This window comes from Flavobacterium defluvii (genome assembly GCF_900129555.1).
GTDB classification, from domain to species: domain Bacteria; phylum Bacteroidota; class Bacteroidia; order Flavobacteriales; family Flavobacteriaceae; genus Flavobacterium; species Flavobacterium defluvii.
Genome location: NZ_FQWC01000001.1, coordinates 681,775 through 698,775 on the forward strand (window position 1 = coordinate 681,775; position 17,001 = coordinate 698,775).

The 17,001-nt window shown below is 32.6% G+C and carries 16 protein-coding genes; 8 read left to right on the forward strand and 8 right to left on the reverse strand.

Annotated elements, in window-relative coordinates:
* Positions 1-70: 70 nt before the first annotated feature.
* Both BUC29_RS02980 and BUC29_RS02985 read left to right on the forward strand, forming a co-directional pair.
* The gene (locus tag BUC29_RS02980; RefSeq protein ID WP_073413198.1) at positions 71-547 is read left to right on the forward strand and encodes a hypothetical protein; all 477 of its coding nucleotides are present in this window, start codon (positions 71-73) and stop codon (positions 545-547) included.
* A gap of 58 nt (positions 548-605) precedes the next feature.
* Entirely contained in the window at positions 606-923 is a 318-nt protein-coding gene (locus BUC29_RS02985; RefSeq protein WP_012023404.1) for a 2Fe-2S iron-sulfur cluster-binding family protein, read from the forward strand.
* 18 nt (positions 924-941) lie between these two features.
* On the opposite strand, the gene BUC29_RS02990 is transcribed toward BUC29_RS02985, so the two are convergent.
* From BUC29_RS02990 to BUC29_RS03000, 3 genes are read right to left on the reverse strand one after another with little or no spacing between them, the layout of a single operon-like run.
* Positions 942-1,481: a DUF4303 domain-containing protein gene (locus tag BUC29_RS02990; RefSeq protein WP_073413200.1), complete on the reverse strand. Its 540-nt coding sequence runs from the start codon at positions 1,479-1,481 to the stop codon at positions 942-944.
* Positions 1,482-1,494: 13 nt separating this feature from the next.
* On the reverse strand, positions 1,495-2,169 hold the full coding sequence (locus BUC29_RS02995; protein ID WP_073413202.1) for a DUF6058 family natural product biosynthesis protein: 675 nt from the start codon (positions 2,167-2,169) through the stop codon (positions 1,495-1,497).
* A 32-nt stretch (positions 2,170-2,201) separates the two neighbouring features.
* Positions 2,202-2,507, reverse strand: a complete 306-nt coding sequence (locus tag BUC29_RS03000) for a YcxB family protein (protein ID WP_317043473.1) — start codon at positions 2,505-2,507, stop codon at positions 2,202-2,204.
* A 457-nt stretch (positions 2,508-2,964) separates the two neighbouring features.
* On the opposite strand from BUC29_RS03000, the gene BUC29_RS03005 reads away from it, so the two are divergent.
* The gene (locus BUC29_RS03005; protein WP_073413206.1) at positions 2,965-3,498 is read left to right on the forward strand and encodes a hypothetical protein; all 534 of its coding nucleotides are present in this window, start codon (positions 2,965-2,967) and stop codon (positions 3,496-3,498) included.
* Positions 3,499-3,585: 87 nt separating this feature from the next.
* Here BUC29_RS03005 and BUC29_RS03010 read toward each other — a convergent pair whose 3' ends face one another.
* The 3 genes from BUC29_RS03010 to BUC29_RS03020 all read right to left on the reverse strand — a co-directional run bounded on the left by BUC29_RS03010 (position 3,586) and on the right by BUC29_RS03020 (position 7,672).
* Complete coding sequence (locus BUC29_RS03010) at positions 3,586-4,575, reverse strand: aspartate-semialdehyde dehydrogenase (RefSeq protein WP_073413208.1); 990 nt, start codon at positions 4,573-4,575, stop codon at positions 3,586-3,588.
* Positions 4,576-4,750: 175 nt separating this feature from the next.
* Positions 4,751-5,134, reverse strand: a complete 384-nt coding sequence (mscL, locus tag BUC29_RS03015) for a large conductance mechanosensitive channel protein MscL (RefSeq protein ID WP_073413210.1) — start codon at positions 5,132-5,134, stop codon at positions 4,751-4,753.
* Between the two features lie 69 nt (positions 5,135-5,203).
* Positions 5,204-7,672, reverse strand: coding sequence for a bifunctional UDP-N-acetylmuramoyl-tripeptide:D-alanyl-D-alanine ligase/alanine racemase (locus tag BUC29_RS03020; protein WP_073413212.1), 2,469 nt, complete (start codon positions 7,670-7,672; stop codon positions 5,204-5,206).
* 133 nt (positions 7,673-7,805) lie between these two features.
* Here BUC29_RS03020 and BUC29_RS03025 point away from each other — a divergent pair, with 133 nt between their 5' ends.
* A complete protein-coding gene (locus BUC29_RS03025) occupies positions 7,806-8,411 on the forward strand; it encodes a hypothetical protein (RefSeq protein WP_073413214.1) in 606 nt (201 codons plus the stop codon).
* Here the strand turns inward: BUC29_RS03025 and BUC29_RS03030 are convergent.
* Complete coding sequence (locus BUC29_RS03030; RefSeq protein WP_073413598.1) at positions 8,406-9,113, reverse strand: porin family protein; 708 nt, start codon at positions 9,111-9,113, stop codon at positions 8,406-8,408. The two genes, BUC29_RS03025 and BUC29_RS03030, sit on opposite strands and share 6 nt — an antisense overlap.
* A gap of 224 nt (positions 9,114-9,337) precedes the next feature.
* Between BUC29_RS03030 and BUC29_RS03035 the strand changes: the two genes are divergently transcribed.
* From BUC29_RS03035 to BUC29_RS03050, 4 genes are all read left to right on the forward strand, one after another.
* A complete protein-coding gene (locus tag BUC29_RS03035) occupies positions 9,338-9,691 on the forward strand; it encodes a hypothetical protein (protein ID WP_073413216.1) in 354 nt (117 codons plus the stop codon).
* A gap of 166 nt (positions 9,692-9,857) precedes the next feature.
* Positions 9,858-12,065, forward strand: a complete 2,208-nt coding sequence (locus tag BUC29_RS03040) for a TonB-dependent receptor (protein WP_073413218.1) — start codon at positions 9,858-9,860, stop codon at positions 12,063-12,065.
* 230 nt (positions 12,066-12,295) lie between these two features.
* Positions 12,296-14,404 carry a prolyl oligopeptidase family serine peptidase gene (locus BUC29_RS03045; protein ID WP_073413600.1) on the forward strand — a complete coding sequence of 703 codons (2,109 nt, stop codon included), beginning with the start codon at positions 12,296-12,298 and terminating at the stop codon, positions 14,402-14,404.
* Between the two features lie 288 nt (positions 14,405-14,692).
* Positions 14,693-15,685, forward strand: a complete 993-nt coding sequence (locus tag BUC29_RS03050; RefSeq protein ID WP_073413220.1) for a Gfo/Idh/MocA family protein — start codon at positions 14,693-14,695, stop codon at positions 15,683-15,685.
* Positions 15,686-15,913: 228 nt separating this feature from the next.
* Here the strand turns inward: BUC29_RS03050 and BUC29_RS03055 are convergent, their stop codons facing one another.
* Positions 15,914-16,888 carry an outer membrane beta-barrel protein gene (locus tag BUC29_RS03055; protein ID WP_073413222.1) on the reverse strand — a complete coding sequence of 325 codons (975 nt, stop codon included), beginning with the start codon at positions 16,886-16,888 and terminating at the stop codon, positions 15,914-15,916.
* Positions 16,889-17,001: the final 113 nt, after the last annotated feature.

The following is a 17,001-nucleotide window of genomic DNA, read 5'->3' on the forward strand; positions in this document are numbered from 1 at the left end:
TAAGAGTTTTAGTTAACTATTTGTTACATTTTTAACTTAAATTTGTGACATAACCCTTAATCTTAATTTTATGAAGAAGTTTTACACTCTATTTTTACTATTGTTTTTTGCGTCAGGCATTTATGCGCAAATTAAAACAGTCGTTGTTGACAAAGCATGGATAAGTGAAGCGGAAGAATGGTCGGATTTTACCTATTCGGGAAAAATTGTATTTTCGATTAACCCGAATGATGCACCTGGAACTTTAAGTATTGGAAATTATGATTTCCTTTATGATTTTGTTGACGGAAAAGGAAAATTTGCAAACAAAGCAACCTATAGTTCTGCTCAGTTTTTAAATCCAAGAAAAGTTTCTGTAACAACAGATAAACAAGGAGTTTTAAATTCTACTTACGAAGGTACATTAACATTTCAATCTGATAGAGATTATTATTCAGTCGTTGCAGTAATTACAATTCTTGAAAAAAATGATTTTGTTTTGGGCGTAAAGATGCGTCTTAAAGAAAGTAACGGTAAAGAGTACGCATTTAGCACTAAACCAAGCTAGTTTATAAATACAGGATTTTTTCACGTTATAAAATCCTGCCAATAAATCCCCATAATAAATGGATGTATTAATAAAAATTAAAGATCGAGAAGGAGTTATACACGAATTACAGGCTCCGACTGATATGGCAATGAATATAATGGAGTTATGCAAAGCATACGAACTTCCTGTTGAAGGAACCTGCGGAGGAATGGCAATGTGCGCTTCCTGCCAGTGTTATGTTCTAAATGATGTTGCATTACCAGAAATGGGAGATGAAGAAGAAGCTATGCTTTCGGAAGCGTTTTATGTTAAATCTAACAGCCGTTTAGGTTGTCAGATCCCAATTACTGAAGAATTAGAAGGACTGGAATTAGAACTGGCTCCGGAATATTAAAAAATAGAAAAGCGAGAATCAAATGATTCTCGCTTTTCTATTTTCTGTTCTTTTTAATCTTTCTTCTGCATCTTCAAAATCTTCATCATGATCAATACAGAATGAAACAAAATCTTTAGTTTTTGGAATACTATGATAAACTTCTGAAGTTCTAAATTCTAACAAACATTCACAAAATAATTCCATTAATTCTTCTACAAAAATATTCCACGATTTGTAATCGTCTTCTGGAAGATCATTGTATATTTTATTTAACTCTTCTTCTGATAAAATATCGATAGAATCGAAACATTGATATTTCCAATCTCCAGTATTATATCTTAAATCATTAATAGCCTCATCAGTTTTATAATTTTCAGAAAATCTTCCATTTTGATAATGATTAAGAGTTTTATCGAAATCCTCCATTGTATTGAAACACAAATTAACTTCTGCGTATTCTGCATTGCAATCGTAAGCGAATGCATAGAATTCTAGGTTTAGATTATTATCTAAAAAATCTTTTACTCCTTTAATAGTAAAACTAATAAGCTGTTGTTTTAATTTTTGCTTATCCATATATTTTTTCTTATTATTTAATTAAGTCCCCTAAATCAAACTCTCTTAATAACTCATCCAAATATTTGCCTCTACTGCTTGATTCTCTTTGATATGGCGCAAATAAACTTGTTGATTTATTGAATTCTTCATTAAGTTCTTGCAATTCTATTTTTTCATCTTCTGTCAAAGAATTAGATTTCTTTTCAATGAAATTTAAAATTCTTTTTATTGCGATTTCTTTATCGATAATGGCGTTTTCATTATTATTTAAAGTGCAAATTCCGTACACGCCTTTCAAGAAATAATTCCACTCTTCTTCTAATGCATTTTCTATTTTTTCATTGTCGATATTTCCATTTTCATCAAAAACATTTCCGTATGCAAAGGTTTTGTGAGCGTGGTTTTTAAGAGTTGACAACAAATTTTCTTTAAAATTTCTTTTGAATTTTTCAGGATTAAGATTCTCAACATTATCTTTAATAAGCTGTAAAATACTTGGGTGAAAATACCTTCTTTCAATACTAACTTTATGACTATCATTTAAAGAAGAACTGATTGTTATATCTGAATTTATAACATAAGAAGGCTCTGGGACAAGTTTATTTTCGATTAATTCATTCAACTTGTCTGAAGAGATATTTGCCATTTTAGTTATTTCTTCAAACACTATGTAATTTTCTACGATGTATTTTAGATTTTTATCCATTTTTACTTTTTGATTTAAATCAAATTAAGGTTTTATTTCCACTTCCAATCTAACTCTGAAATAAAATCGATTCTTCTTTTTTCGGCAATTTCTTTTAAAAGATTTCTCAATGCCGAAATGTCTTCAACATGTTTTTTAGGAATTATAAAATTCTCATCTGTTACAAATGTGATAAAAAAATAATCTTCAATTTCGCTAATACTTTGAAATCCAACAAACTTAAGTTTTGTATCGATTATTGAGGTTGAAGTCAAAATATGATCTTCTTCAAATTTAATATTTGTTATTATTCCGCATTTCTTTAAATAAACAGAATCTACATATTTTTTTAAACGAATTCTTGAAAACTATTTTAAATAACGAGTGGAAACAAAACAATAAACAATTATTGCTATTAGAAATGCATAAATAAAGAATTGATCTTTAGTTATTAAAAATAAAAATAGTGCCAGTATAATTAATAATACTATAATAGCAATATTGTTATTTTTTCTTTCTTTCTTAAAAAATTCACTGTTTGAAACAATATATAATTGCTGTTGCAAATAATCGTTTTCTGTTAGGCTTTAGTTTAGTTCCATAAAAAAATAATATTTCTGAAATGCAAAACTAATTTGATACTAAAACTGAAACAACCATTACAAGTCTTAAAACTATCATATTAAGTCATTTTAAATACCCTATTCTATTATTAAAAAATCTTTTAGCGGTTATTCAAAACATCTATTCGAAATATTTTTGCAAAAAATTTGAGCGTTTTAAACAACTCATTTTTATAATCAAAAATATTTTAAAATGAAAAAAATCCAAAATTACATTAGCATTACATTGGTAGCTTTCATGTTATTTTCATGCAATAAAAACGAATGGACACCTGAAAAAGAAGCCGATTTTAAAAAACAGTTTACAGAAACTGCAAAAACTAAAGGAAAAGGAATCTTCTCAGATGAACAAGCCATTTATATTGCTGATTGTGTTTTTGAAAAAATTAAACGCAATGATTTAAAACCAGATGATATTAAAAAACCTGGAGTTGTAATCTCCGTAAGACAAATGGGAACTCAATGTGCACAGGAAGCCCTATCTAAATTCAATTCGGAACAAAATACTTGGAATCCTAAAACCGAAGAAACATACAAAACTATTTTAAAAAGCACCTTTACAAAAAGCGGTGTAAGCGATAAAGAGGCAACTTTTCTTGCCGATTGTGCCATTACTAAAATGAAAGCACAAAATATTAGCCCTGCAGATTTACAAAATCCAAAAAATGGAGATTTAGTTCAAAAAATTGGAGTGAGTTGTGGAAAGGAATTAGTTAAGAACAAGTAATTGTAAAACTTAATACAATCAAAAAAACCGTAATTACCTCACTGCAATTACGGTTTCTTCTTTATAACAATTTTCTTTAATCTCTAATTATACCAAACCAGCCTGAATTAAATATTCTGCGATTTGGATTGTGTTAGTTGCAGCGCCTTTTCTTAAGTTATCGGCAACAATCCACATGTTTAAAGTGTTTGGCTGGCTTTCGTCACGACGGATTCTTCCAACAAAAACTTCATTTTTACCTTCTGCATACAATGGCATTGGGTAAGTAAATGTATCTAAGTTATCCTGCACCACTACTCCATCAGTATTGTGTAGAATTTCACGAACTTCGTTTACATCAAAATCATTTGTAAACTCAACGTTTACCGCTTCGCTGTGTCCGCCTACAACTGGCACACGAACTGCAGTAGCTGTAACTCTGATCGTGTTATCACCAAGAATTTTTTGAGTTTCACGAACTAATTTCATTTCTTCTTTAGTGTATCCGTTTTCTTCGAAACTATCGCAATGTGGAATTGCATTTCTGTGAATTGGATATTTGTAAGCCATATCACCCTGAATTCCTGCATATTCGTTTTCTAATTGTTTCACTGCTTTTACACCAGTTCCTGTGATAGACTGATAAGTCGAAACAATAATTCTTTTGATGTTGTATTTTTTATGCAAAGGCGCCAAAGTCATTACCATTTGAATAGTAGAACAGTTTGGGTTTGCAATAATTTTATCTTCTTTTGTTAATACAGAAGCATTGATTTCAGGAACTACTAATTTTTTAGTTGGGTCCATTCTCCATGCTGATGAATTGTCGATTACAGTTGTTCCGGCAGCAGCAAATTTTGGAGCCCATTCTAAAGATGTATCACCTCCTGCAGAGAAAACAGCAATATCAGCTTTCATATCTACAGCAGTTTGCAATCCTACAACTTTATATTTGGTTCCTTTGTATTCGATTTCTTTTCCTACTGATCTTTCAGACGCAACAGGAATTAATTCTGTAACAGGAAAATTTCTTTCTGCTAAAACTTTAAGCATTACTTCGCCAACCATTCCGGTAGCACCTACAACTGCAATTCTCATTATTTATATTTTTAAATATCTATTATTCTAATTTTACTCTGCAAAAATAGTTATAATAAAACTGAAAACAAGGCGCTTCACAAAAAATAACAAAATGTTATAAATTAAACAATATGTAAAAAAACCGCCTCAATCAAAAGCGGTTTAGTTAGACTTAGTGTAGCGGTATTATATTTTATTGTTTATTTTTTAAAATATCTCTAATTTGGGTAAGCAGTTCTTCCTGAGTTGGTGCTGCTGGTTGATTTGGAGCTGGTTCTTCTTTCTTTTTAAGACTGTTTAATGCTTTAATTATCAAAAACAAAACAAAGGCAACAATAATAAAGTTAATTACTGCCGAAAGAAACAGACCATATTTAACTCCACCAAAAGCCGTCAAATCTTCTATTTTTGACAGATGTGCTGCATCTAAAGCAGGTTTTAATACTAAAGGAGTAATAACATCTTCAATAAATGAACTTACAATTTTACCAAAAGCTGCTCCAATAATTACTGCAACCGCAAGATCAACTACGTTGCCTTTCATTGCAAATGCCTTAAATTCTGAAAAAAATCCCATATCTGATTTGTTTATGTTTATAATAAGTGAATATCGAAAATACGCAATTTTCCTGATAATTCCTTAAAACTACCTAAAAAATACCCTTTTCACGCGTTGCGAAATACTCGTCATGATTTCATACGGAATGGTTCTTAAAGCTTCAGCCATTTCGATAACGGTTGGGCTTTCGCCGAAAATAATTACCGAATCGCCTTCTTTGCAGTCAATATGACTTACGTCAACCATCAGCATGTCCATACAAACGCTTCCTACTATGTAGGCTTTTTGATTTTGAATGGTTACAAATCCAACCTGATTTCCCCATAATCTCGAAATACCGTCAGCATAACCAATTGGAATTGTGGCAATTTTGGTTTCTTTTTCGGCCATAAAACGGCGTCCGTAACCTACGCTGTCGCCAGCAGGAATGGTGCGGACTTGCGAAATAATCGATTTCAGAGTTCCTACATTTTCCAGATATTTTTGTTCTGAAGGATCATTAGAAACTCCGTATAAACCAATTCCTAAACGAACCATATTATATTGTGCACTCGGAAAATTGCTGATTCCGGAAGTATTCAAAATATGACGAATTGGGTTTATGTTTAATTCCGTCATTAATTTTGACGATAATTTTTCGAATAAATTAATCTGTTTGATAACGAAATCATAATGATTCATATCGTCGCTTGTTGCCAAATGCGATAAAATACTCTGAACTTTTACCGTTGAATTTCCTTTTAAAGTGGCAATTAATTCATTGATCGTATTGTCTTCAAAACCTAAACGATGCATTCCTGTATCGAGTTTTATATGAATAGGAAAATCTTTCAGATTCTTTTCTCTCGCAATTTTTAAAAAAGCATTTAACCCTTTTATGCTGTAAATTTCAGGCTCCAGTTTGTATTGAATTATCGAAGGAAAACTGGTCGATTCCGGATTCAAAACCATAATAGGCAATTTAATTCCGCCATTTTTCAGCGAAATTCCTTCATCGGCGAAAGCCACACCTAAATAATTTACTTTATTGTGCTCGAGTAATTTTGCAATTTCGAGTCCGCCGTTTCCATAACCAAAAGCCTTAACCATAACCATGATTTTCACATCGTCGGCTAATTTTGATTTGAAATAATTTAAGTTGTGATTTATAGCGTCAAGATTGATTTCGAGAACGGTTTCATGCGTTTTTTCTTCAAGCAGCGAAACGATTTCTTCAAACTGAAATGATCTTGCCCCTTTTATTAAAATCGTTTCGTTATTGAAATTCAGACTTTCGATTGCGTCAATAAATTCAGCTGTGTTTTGAAACATCGTACTGTTTGGAAATTTATCTGCAAAAGATGAAATTGTGTTTCCAATTCCAATAATTCTATTAATTTTATTATCTGAAATTAACTGAGCAACTTTTGAATACAACTCTTCATTCGAAAATCCGCTTTGAAAAATATCCGATAAAATAACCGTTTTAGAAGCGTTCTTTTTTTGGCTTTCCAAGAAGTCTAAAGCAATTTTCAATGATTGAAAATCGGAACTGTAACTATCGTCAATTAAACTGCAATTATGGATTCCGTTTTTAACTTCCAGACGCATTTCGACCGGATAAAGTAATTTTACGCGATTTTGAATCACTTCGAAATCATAATTAAAACGCAGTAAAACCAGTAAACATGAAATGGTATTTTCTATAGAAGCAGAATCGCTAAACGGAATTTCAAGATTGAAAACTTCGTTTTTATATTGATATTTTATTGTTGTTGAATCGTTTTTGGTTTCTTTATTCAGAATAAAAACATCGGCAGAAGCATCGATAAAACTCCATGAAAATAAAGTTCTGTTTTCTAGTTTATATTCGGCAGAAAAATCCAAAAGACATTTATCTACCAATTCATTTTTCTGATAAATAATTACGTTTGACTTTTTGAAAAGCAATAATTTTTCTTTGATTTTCTGTTCCGGATTTTCAAAACCTTCATCGTGCGCAGAACCAATACTGGTTAAAACACCAATATTAGGTTTAATGATTTTTTCGAGATTAACCATTTCGTTTACCGTCGAAATTCCGGCTTCGAAAATTCCTAAATTATGTTTTTCGTTTATAGCAATAACCGAAAGCGGAACACCAACCTGAGAATTGTAACTTTTTGGGCTTCGGATAATATTATAATCCGGGCTTAAAAGAAAATTGAGCCATTCTTTTACGATGGTTTTTCCGTTACTTCCCGTTAAACCAATTATAGGAAAATCGAATAAATCACGGTAATAACCTGCGAGTTCCTGAAGTGCTTTGAGTGTATTTTTTACAACCAAAAAATTAGCTTTTCCTTTTACATTTTCGGGAATATACTGAACGACAAAATTCTGAACACCTTTTTCTATAAGCTCTGAGATATACAAATGAGCATCATTATTCACGCCGGAAAGGGCAATAAACAATGTTTGAGATCCGTTTTGTAAAGAACGGCTGTCGATCGAAATATGATCAACGAAAATATCAGATTCTGCACCTATCCATTCGGCGTTAAAAACCGGAATAAGGCTTTTTAAATTTATGCTCATTTAGAAATTTCTTTTTGTCAAATTTAAAACATTAAAGATACAAAAGAGTTGTGATTTTCTTAAAAAATTGGACAGTCTGCGATCCTTATTTATATTTCATTTATATTTGTTGAATACCACAAAATAAAGCGTTTTGAAAAAAATACTTCCATTATTCTCCTATATCCTGCATCCGATTTTTATATCGATGTATGCCACATTATTTTACCTTTATTGTAAGGATGATATTTTTACAACTCAGGAAAAATACTTCGTTTTATTTCAGATCTTAGTAATTACAGTTATAGTCCCAATATTATTTTTTATGCTTTTACGTTCAACGGGACATGTAAAATCAGTAATGCTTCCTGAGATTGCGCAGCGTAGAATTCCGCTTATTTTACAATGTTTTTTATATATTTTATTAGTAAAAAGAAGTATAGTAATTACGCGTTATCCTGAGCTTCATTTCTTTTTTCTTGGCGCACTGTTTAGTACAATTTTAGCTTTAGTTTGTTCGCTTTTCAAAATTAAAGCGAGCCTTCATATGACCGCCATTACAGGAATTACAATTTTTGCCATCGGATTAAATATTCATTTACAAATGCATAATCCGTACTGGGGAGCACTTTTAATTTTATTATCGGGAATTGTAGCTTCATCCAGATTAGAAATGGATGCACATACGCCAAAAGAAATTTTAATTGGTCTGTTAATTGGCGTTTTACCGCAGGTTTTATTTTTGTATTTGTGGCTATAAAATATAGAAAATCAATCCTGCATTCAGCGTTTTCATGGTAACTTTTTCTCCGCTTGAAGTTGTTACACCGTCTTTAAACAAAGGGCTTAAACCGTAATATAAATAAAGATTCCATGTGTTGTAACCTGCAGAAAGATAAGGTCCGTATTGAAATTTATTGATTGCATCATTGTTATTTATTCGATACGTATTTTCGCCATCGTCTAAAATAGAAGTATTTGAGAATATATAACTTAGTTTTAGACCCGCATAAATCCTCCAAAACTTTGTGCTTTCGTATGTAGAATTTCTCCATCTAAATTCTATCGGAAGATCGACAGAATATTGCCTGTATCGATTTGAAGAAATTTCTCCGGCATCTGCAACATTGTAAACCAATGCGCCATTTACATCTTTTGAAATCGCAAAATTTTGATAGTAATTTTGATAACTCAACCCTAAACCTGCAGCAATAGAAACGGTTCGGGTTTTATTAACCGGCATATCCCGAAGAATACCACCTGAAAGTCCAAGTGAAAATTTATTCTGCTTGAACTTTTGAGGAATGTCTGTAAACATATTATAAGTTACAGAAAAATAAAATTGATCTTCTCTATATAAAGAATCTATTTTAACTATAGGTTTTATTTCTGGTTTTGCATCTTGCTGTGCAAAAACATTAAAAAATGAAGCTAAAAACAAACAGCTAAAAAGTAATCGCATAGATTTTTTGAATTTAAAAAGAGGTTCTGGAAAATAAACGTTTGATTGATTCAATTTATTTTACTTACAAATATAGTATAATGCTAGTTCAGGATAAGATTAGAAAGTAATTATTCTATTTTTGATTGAGAAAATATTCCTTTGCTGAACTTTTTTCAAAGAATCTGCATTAGAATTCAAAAAATGAATTTGTATTTGCATGATCTTTTATACCTTTGTCTCTGATGAAGAAAAAGCAGCTCATATTAAGTTTCTCTTTTGCTGTTACAGTATTGTTCTCAATATTGTTTCAGTCGATACACAGTTATGAGCATATTGTAAAACAGCTTTCAGAGAAACAATGTCATCATGATTATAATGACCCGAGTGGAGAAATAACGCATCAGCATCATAATTATGACGTTTGTTTTGTATGTAATTTTGCTTTTGGAAGTTACATTGCACCAGAAAGTTTTTCTTTTCAGTTTCATTCTTTCGACAGCGAAATCCCTTATTTCTTTCCGCTTTCAGAAAAGATTTATTCTGTTTCAACAACTTCATATTTATTACGAGGCCCCCCAGCTTTTATAGTTTCTTAATTTCGAATACTCGAAATAATCTTACCACTTTCTTTTTAAATATAAATTCAAAACAACATTGAGTTTCCTAATCCTATTTTATTAATTAGGATCAGAATACTTTTCTGTTAAAGTTAATTTTTCATTTAAAAGAAGAAATTCAATTTAACTATAGCAAAATTTTCAAATGAAAAAATTCATAATTGCCCTTATTTTAGGGTTTTCGGGCATGCTTTCTGCTCAAAATTCGGTTTCAGGAACTGTAACAGATAACCAAAACCAGCCATTACCGGGTGTTTCTGTTTATGCTCCGGAATTACACAAAGGAACAACAACTGATGCAAACGGAAAATACGAATTAAATAATCTTCCAAACGGAAATCTGCGTCTGTCTTTTTCTTATGTTGGATATGCTACTCAAAATAAAACAATCGCCAAACTTGTAAAACAAAATACAATTGATGTTACGCTCGAAGAATCGATTTTAGAAATGGATGAAGTTGTGGTTTCTACGCCTTTTAACAAATTACAATCGCAAAACGTAATGAAGATCGAGCATGAAAGCATTAAAACTTTGCAACAAAAAGGAACTTCGACTTTAATCGAAGGTTTGGCTACAATTCCGGGAGTTTCGCAAATTTCTACCGGAACTTCTATTGGAAAACCGGTTATTCGCGGATTAAGCGGAAACCGTGTTTTGGTTTATTCTCAAGGGGTTCGTATCGAAAATCAGCAATTTGGAGACGAACATGGTTTAGGTTTAAATGATGCAGGAATTGAAAGTGTTGAAGTTATTAAAGGCCCGGCATCGCTATTGTACGGTTCTGATGCTTTGGGAGGAGTTTTATACTTTAATCCTGAAAAATTTGCTGATGCCGGTACTTTTAAAGCTAATTTCAGCCAAAAATATTTTACAAATACAGAAGGAAGTAATTCTTCTATTGGTTTAAAAACTTCTACTGATAACTGGAAATTTCTGGCTCGCGGAAGTTACAATACACATTCTGACTATAAAATTTCTGGCGGCGACCGCGTAACAAATTCACGTTACAACGAAACCGATTTTAAAACCGGAATTGGTTATAGTAATTCGAGTTTTTCAAGTGTTTTAAGATACAATTACAACAAACTGGATATTGGAATTCCGGAGGAAGGAATCGCTGAACAATCTTCCAGCAAAGACACACAGTTTCCGAGACAGGGAATTTTCAACCATTTGTTGAGTTTAAACAATGTTATCTTTTTTGAAAACTCAAAACTGGATGTTGATTTAGGTTATATTTCTAATGACAGAAGTGAATTTGAAGACAGCAACGAAGCTTCTCTTCATATGAAACTGAATACTCTGAATTATAATTTAAAATATCACTTTCCTAAATTCGGAAAAATCGAAACTATTTTAGGTATTCAGGGAATGCACCAGACAAATAAAAATTCTGGTGAAGAATATTTAATTCCGGATGCCACAACGAATGATTTTGGTGTTTTTGGAACTGCCAATTACGAATGGAATAACAGCGTTCTTCAGGCAGGATTACGTTTTGATAACAGAAACATTACTTCTGACGCTCACGGAACTGAAGGCGAAGAAGGCTATTTTCAGGCTCTTGACCGATCTTTTGACAGTTTTAATGCTTCTTTAGGATATAAAACAAAACTGGCTGAACCGTTAACACTTCGTTTAAATGTTGCTACAGGATTTAGAGCGCCAAACTTAGCCGAATTGACTTCAAACGGTGTTCATGAAGGAACAAATCGTTATGAAATAGGAAATGCTGATTTAAAAACAGAACAAAACGTTCAGACTGATTTGAATTTAGAATACAAAAACACGCATTTTGAGTTTTTCGTTAACGGATTTTACAATCACGTAAATAATTATATCTACACTTCGCCAACTGGAGAAGTTCGTGATGACAATGATGTTTTCGCTTATGTTCAGGATAATGCCAAATTATATGGTGGTGAAGTTGGATTACACTTTCACCCACATCCTTTAGACTGGCTGCATTTTGAAACTAGTTTTGAAACTGTAACAGGTAAAAAAGACAATGATGATTATTTACCATTAATTCCTGCAAACAACTGGAATAACACCTTGAGAACAGAATTTAATATTAAAGACTGGTTAAGCGAAGGTTTTGCTTCTTTGAATGTTTCTTCGACTTTCAGTCAGGATAATGTAAGTGGTTTCGAAACGGCTTCTAAAGGTTATACTTTAGTAAATTTAGGTTTTGGAGGAACGGTAAAACTAGGAAAAACTGCTTTTGATGTTAATCTGAACGGAAACAATTTATTCGACAAAAAATACATTGCACACCTTTCAAGATTAAAAACAGACGGAATCCCAAATATTGGAAGAAACATCGTTCTGGGTGTTAATTTCAACTTATAAATAATTTAACCGCAAAGTGTTACGCAAGGTTCGCTAAGTTTTTATTTTAGCTTGGCATTTAAAAAATCTCGCAAAGGCGCGAAGTCGCAAAGAAATTTTAAAACTTTGCGTCTCTGCGCCTTTGCGAGATTAATATTGAGTGCTTTGCATAAACTCTTGCGTACTTTGCGGTTAAAAATTCAACAATGACACAAAAAATGCTATTTTTGTTAAAACCGACAAACTTAAATATGAAAAAAACATTTCTACTAATGGCGATTACAACAGCAGGAATTTCATTTGGGCAAAATAAAATTCAGTACCCGGAAACTAAAAAAGGAGAAACTGTCGATGTATATTTTGACACAAAAGTAAGCGATCCTTATCGTTGGCTGGAAGATGATAAATCTGCAGAAACTGGCGCTTGGGTGAAAGCTGAAAATGAAGTAACGTATGGATATTTAGATAAAATTCCGTTTCGTGAAGAGCTTAAAAAACGAATGGAAAAACTTTGGAATTACGAGAAAATTGGAGCTCCGTCTAAAGAAGGAAAGTTTACTTATTATTCTAAAAATAACGGACTTCAAAATCAATCTGTTGTTTATAGAAAAGACCAAAATGGCAAAGAAGAGGTTTTTCTTGATCCGAATACTTTCTCAAAAGACGGAACGACTTCTCTGGGTGGCTTAGAGTTTTCTAAAGATGGAAACAAAGCAGCTTATTCAATTTCTGAAGGCGGAAGCGACTGGAGAAAAGTTATTATTATTGATGCTTTGTCTAAAAAAATTTTAGAAGATACTTTGGTTGATGTAAAATTCAGCGGTGTTTCATGGCTTGGAAATGAAGGTTTTTATTATTCCAGTTATGATAAACCAAAAGGAAGTGAACTTTCTGCCAAAACAGATCAGCATAAATTGTATTTTCATAAGTTAGGAACTTCTCAAAAAGAAGATAAAGTGATTTTTGGTGCCGATCAAAAAAGAAGATATGTTGGCGGTTATGTTACCGAAGACAATCATTATCTGGTCATTACAGCAGCAAATTCTACTTACGGAAACGAGCTTTATATTCAAGATCTAAAAACACCAAACGGTCCAATTATTACGATTGTAGATAATTTTAATACTGATAATTCGATTATAGAAAACGAAGGCACAAAATTATTTATCCATACCGATTATAATGCTCCAAACGGACGTGTAGTTACAGTAGATTTCAGTAATCCAAAACAAGAAAACTGGAAAGATTTTATTAAAGAAACCGAGAATGTTTTATCTCCGTCTACAGGCGGCGGATATTTCTTTGCAAATTATACAAAAGATGCCGTTTCATTAGTTTTACAATACGATTACAGCGGAAAATTAGTTCGTGAAATTAAACTTCCTGCGGTTGGAACTGCCGGAGGATTTGGTGCAAAAAAAGAAGAAAAGATTTTATACTACAGCTTTACAAATTACACAACTCCGGGAACAATTTTTTCTTTTGAGCCAAAATCTGGAAAATCAGAAATTTATCAAAAACCGAAAGTTGATTTCAAAAGTGATGATTACGAGTCTAAACAAGTTTTCTATACTTCAAAAGACGGTACAAAAGTTCCGATGATTATTACGTATAAAAAAGGAACAAAATTAGACGGTAAAAATCCAACGATTCTTTATGGTTACGGCGGATTTAATATTAGTTTGACGCCTGCTTTTAGCATTTCAAATGCGGTTTGGATGGAAAACGGAGGCGTTTATGCCGTTGCCAATTTAAGAGGAGGCGGTGAATACGGTAAAAAATGGCACGATGCGGGAACTAAACTTCAAAAGCAAAATGTATTTGATGACTTTATCGCCGCTGCAGAATATCTAATTGCTCAAAAATATACTTCATCTGATTATTTAGCGATTCGCGGAGGATCAAACGGAGGTTTGTTAGTGGGAGCAACAATGACACAACGCCCTGATTTAATGAAAGTAGCACTTCCTGCAGTTGGTGTTATGGACATGCTTCGTTATCACACTTTTACAGCTGGTGCAGGTTGGGCGTATGATTACGGAACTGCTCAGGACAGCAAAGAAATGTTTGAATATTTAAAAGGATATTCTCCTGTTCAAAACGTTAAAAGCGGCACTAAATATCCGGCTACAATGGTTACAACCGGAGATCATGATGATCGTGTTGTTCCGGCGCATAGTTTTAAATTTGCTGCTGAACTACAGGAGAAACAAGCAGGAGAAAATCCGGTTTTAATTAGAATTGATGTAAAAGCAGGTCACGGCGCAGGAAAATCTGTTGCGGCTACTATTCAGGAAAATGTAGACATTCAGGCTTTCACACTTTATAATATGGGTTTTAAAGCTCTGCCTAAAAAATAAGACTTAAAAACTAAGATTTTTCAGCCACGAATTCACGAATTTATTTTGTGAATATCGTGGCTTTTTCTTTGTCTAAAATTATACAAATTTTGTTTTTCTTTTCTTCCGCAGATTTTGCATATTGAGCAGAATAAAATAAAAATCTATGTTAAATCTGCTTAAATCTTTTCAAATCTGCGCGAAATGAATTCGTGTAATCGATACAGAATTTTTAAGATGCAGATTAAAATAAATTCGTGAATTCGTGGCTAATTTTCTTTTAAATTTGAGAAACTTAAAACTTAAACCATGAAAATTATAAAATGGGGAATTATTGGCTGCGGAAATGTAACCGAAGTAAAAAGCGGACCGGCTTTGCAGAAAGCTCCAAATTCGGCTTTAGTTGCGGTTATGCGACGAGATGCAAAACTTGCCGAAGATTACGCCAAACGTCATAATGTCCCGAAATGGTATTCGAATGCTGAAGATTTAATAAATGATCCCGAAGTTGATGCTGTTTATATCGCTACGCCGCCATCTTCTCATAAAGAATATACCATTTTATGCGCCAAAGCCGGAAAACCTGTTTATGTAGAGAAACCAATGGCTTTGACTTTTGAAGAATGCAATGAGATGATTAGCGTCTGCAAAGAACATAATGTGCCGCTTTTTGTTGCTTATTACAGAAGAGGCTTACCGCGTTTTTTAAAAATAAAAGAAATAATTGACCAAGGAAAATTAGGTAGCATTAGACATGTAAACTGCGTTTTATATCATTCTTTTGAAGCTCGCTATGATGACGAAATTAACCTTCCGTGGACGGTTTTACCGCATATTTCAGGCGGTGGAATTTTTGTTGATTTGGCCTGTCACACTTTAGATTTTCTGGATTTTGTTTTAGGTCCGATAAAATCTGTTCGCGGGCATGCAACTTCTCAATTAATGGCTTATCCTGCCGAAGATGCTGTTTCAATGTCATTTTTATTCGAAAACGGAATTCACGGATCGGGAATGTGGAATTTTGCAAGTTTTGAGCGTTATGATAATACCGAAATTGTAGGCGATAAAGGTAAAATCTCGTTTTCGACTTTTGGAAATGATCCAATTCATATTCAATATACTAATGGAGAAAAGGAAAGTATTACGATAGAAAATCCGCTTCATATTCAGCAGCCTTTTATAGAAACGGTTATTGCTGAACTTTTAGGAAAAGAAGGTGCTTCCCCATCAAAAGGAGTTTCAGGAGCGAGAACGACCTGGGTTATTGATGAAGTTTTAAAAGAATTTAGAAATTCTAAATAATTAATTGCCTCCAGCTAAAGCTGGAGGATAAAAATTAAAACATATTAAAGGCTTTAGCCAAAAACTTTTGTTCGGCTAAAGCCTTTTTTAAATTCAATCCTATTAACCTCCAGCTAAAGCTGGAGGCAATTAAACTCATACTTTCTCAAAGTTGAATTTTGGCGATAAAAAAAGGATATTCTCTCGAACATCCTTTCTTCAAAAAACTATAAAACTTCTATAAAAAAATTATAGGCTGTATTTTAAACCTACAGTTAATCCTAAACCAGAGATTCCAACATAAGAGCTTAACTCATCCATTTTGTCATTTGGTCTCGTTGTATCAGTTGTATCAGTTGTAGTAGCAGTATTTGGGTTAAACAAAGGATTATTAGAATTTACATCTAATCTATCATGATACACTGTATATCTCTGTGAAGTATTTCTTGTTGCTAAAGCATCTTGTCCATTCACTGTATATTCAGTAGTTTCTTTAGTTTTTCCGTGCACAGTAAAGTTACGGTATTCTAATTCAGCAAACGCAGAAATGTGTTTTCCTAATTTATACGATGTTCCTAAAGAAGCCATAAATCCAAGTGTTGGGTTTGGTTTTACCACATCCTTAGAATAAATATTATTTGTTGCTACCACATTATTTCCTGAATAAGATGTAAGCTCTCTATCAGTTTTTATATCTAATGTACCGTGAATTGGAACAATTACTCCAACTTTAGTATACGGCTCAAATCCGTGAGCTTCACCTAAAAACATTACGACAGCTGGTGCAATGTCAAAAGCTTTAATTTGTCCTTCAGCAGTAAAGCTTAGATAAGTATCTACGTTTGTAGCCTGATTATAAGCATAAAGTCTATTTGTTGTCTGAGCCATTGTCTTACTATTACTAATGTAGTAATTAGCTGCAACCTCAACTCCTAAACGTGTAGAGAAACGATATCCTGCAGTGATTCCACTTCTAAAACCCTGACCAAAAGAACCTGTAATGCTTTCTCTTGAAACCAATTTATTATTTGTTAATCTACCTTCGTATACATCTCTGTTTGGTGCCTGTCCTCCAACTTCTGGAAACTCAGTTGAAGCAGTTTGGTTAAAATAAGATCCTCCTAATTTAAAGTACCAGCTTTCTGGTTTGTCTGCTTTTTCTGTCTGCGCCATAGTAGCCATAGAGCAAACTAATAATCCTAATAAAAATAGGTTCTTTTTCATAATTCTGATTTTAATTGTTTTTATACAAACATAGATTATTTTAACATATTCCTATAGTTTGCATTGTTAGACTTGGAACGAAATCGTTGTAATTTCGGGCAATATTACTAAAA

What these genes read in the sequence shown, in the direction of transcription:
- BUC29_RS02985 (WP_012023404.1), top strand. Translation starts at nt 606, where the DNA reads ATGGATGTATTAATAAAAATTAAAGATCGAGAAGGAGTTATACACGAA.
- BUC29_RS03035 (WP_073413216.1), top strand. Translation starts at nt 9,338, where the DNA reads ATGAAGAAAAAGCAGCTCATATTAAGTTTCTCTTTTGCTGTTACAGTA.
- BUC29_RS03055 (WP_073413222.1), bottom strand. Translation starts at nt 16,888, where the DNA reads ATGAAAAAGAACCTATTTTTATTAGGATTATTAGTTTGCTCTATGGCT.
- BUC29_RS03030 (WP_073413598.1), bottom strand. Translation starts at nt 9,113, where the DNA reads ATGCGATTACTTTTTAGCTGTTTGTTTTTAGCTTCATTTTTTAATGTT.
- BUC29_RS03005 (WP_073413206.1), top strand. Translation starts at nt 2,965, where the DNA reads ATGAAAAAAATCCAAAATTACATTAGCATTACATTGGTAGCTTTCATG.
- BUC29_RS02980 (WP_073413198.1), top strand. Translation starts at nt 71, where the DNA reads ATGAAGAAGTTTTACACTCTATTTTTACTATTGTTTTTTGCGTCAGGC.
- BUC29_RS03020 (WP_073413212.1), bottom strand. Translation starts at nt 7,672, where the DNA reads ATGAGCATAAATTTAAAAAGCCTTATTCCGGTTTTTAACGCCGAATGG.
- mscL (WP_073413210.1), bottom strand. Translation starts at nt 5,134, where the DNA reads ATGGGATTTTTTTCAGAATTTAAGGCATTTGCAATGAAAGGCAACGTA.
- BUC29_RS02995 (WP_073413202.1), bottom strand. Translation starts at nt 2,169, where the DNA reads ATGGATAAAAATCTAAAATACATCGTAGAAAATTACATAGTGTTTGAA.
- BUC29_RS03045 (WP_073413600.1), top strand. Translation starts at nt 12,296, where the DNA reads ATGAAAAAAACATTTCTACTAATGGCGATTACAACAGCAGGAATTTCA.
- BUC29_RS03010 (WP_073413208.1), bottom strand. Translation starts at nt 4,575, where the DNA reads ATGAGAATTGCAGTTGTAGGTGCTACCGGAATGGTTGGCGAAGTAATG.
- BUC29_RS02990 (WP_073413200.1), bottom strand. Translation starts at nt 1,481, where the DNA reads ATGGATAAGCAAAAATTAAAACAACAGCTTATTAGTTTTACTATTAAA.
- BUC29_RS03040 (WP_073413218.1), top strand. Translation starts at nt 9,858, where the DNA reads ATGAAAAAATTCATAATTGCCCTTATTTTAGGGTTTTCGGGCATGCTT.
- BUC29_RS03050 (WP_073413220.1), top strand. Translation starts at nt 14,693, where the DNA reads ATGAAAATTATAAAATGGGGAATTATTGGCTGCGGAAATGTAACCGAA.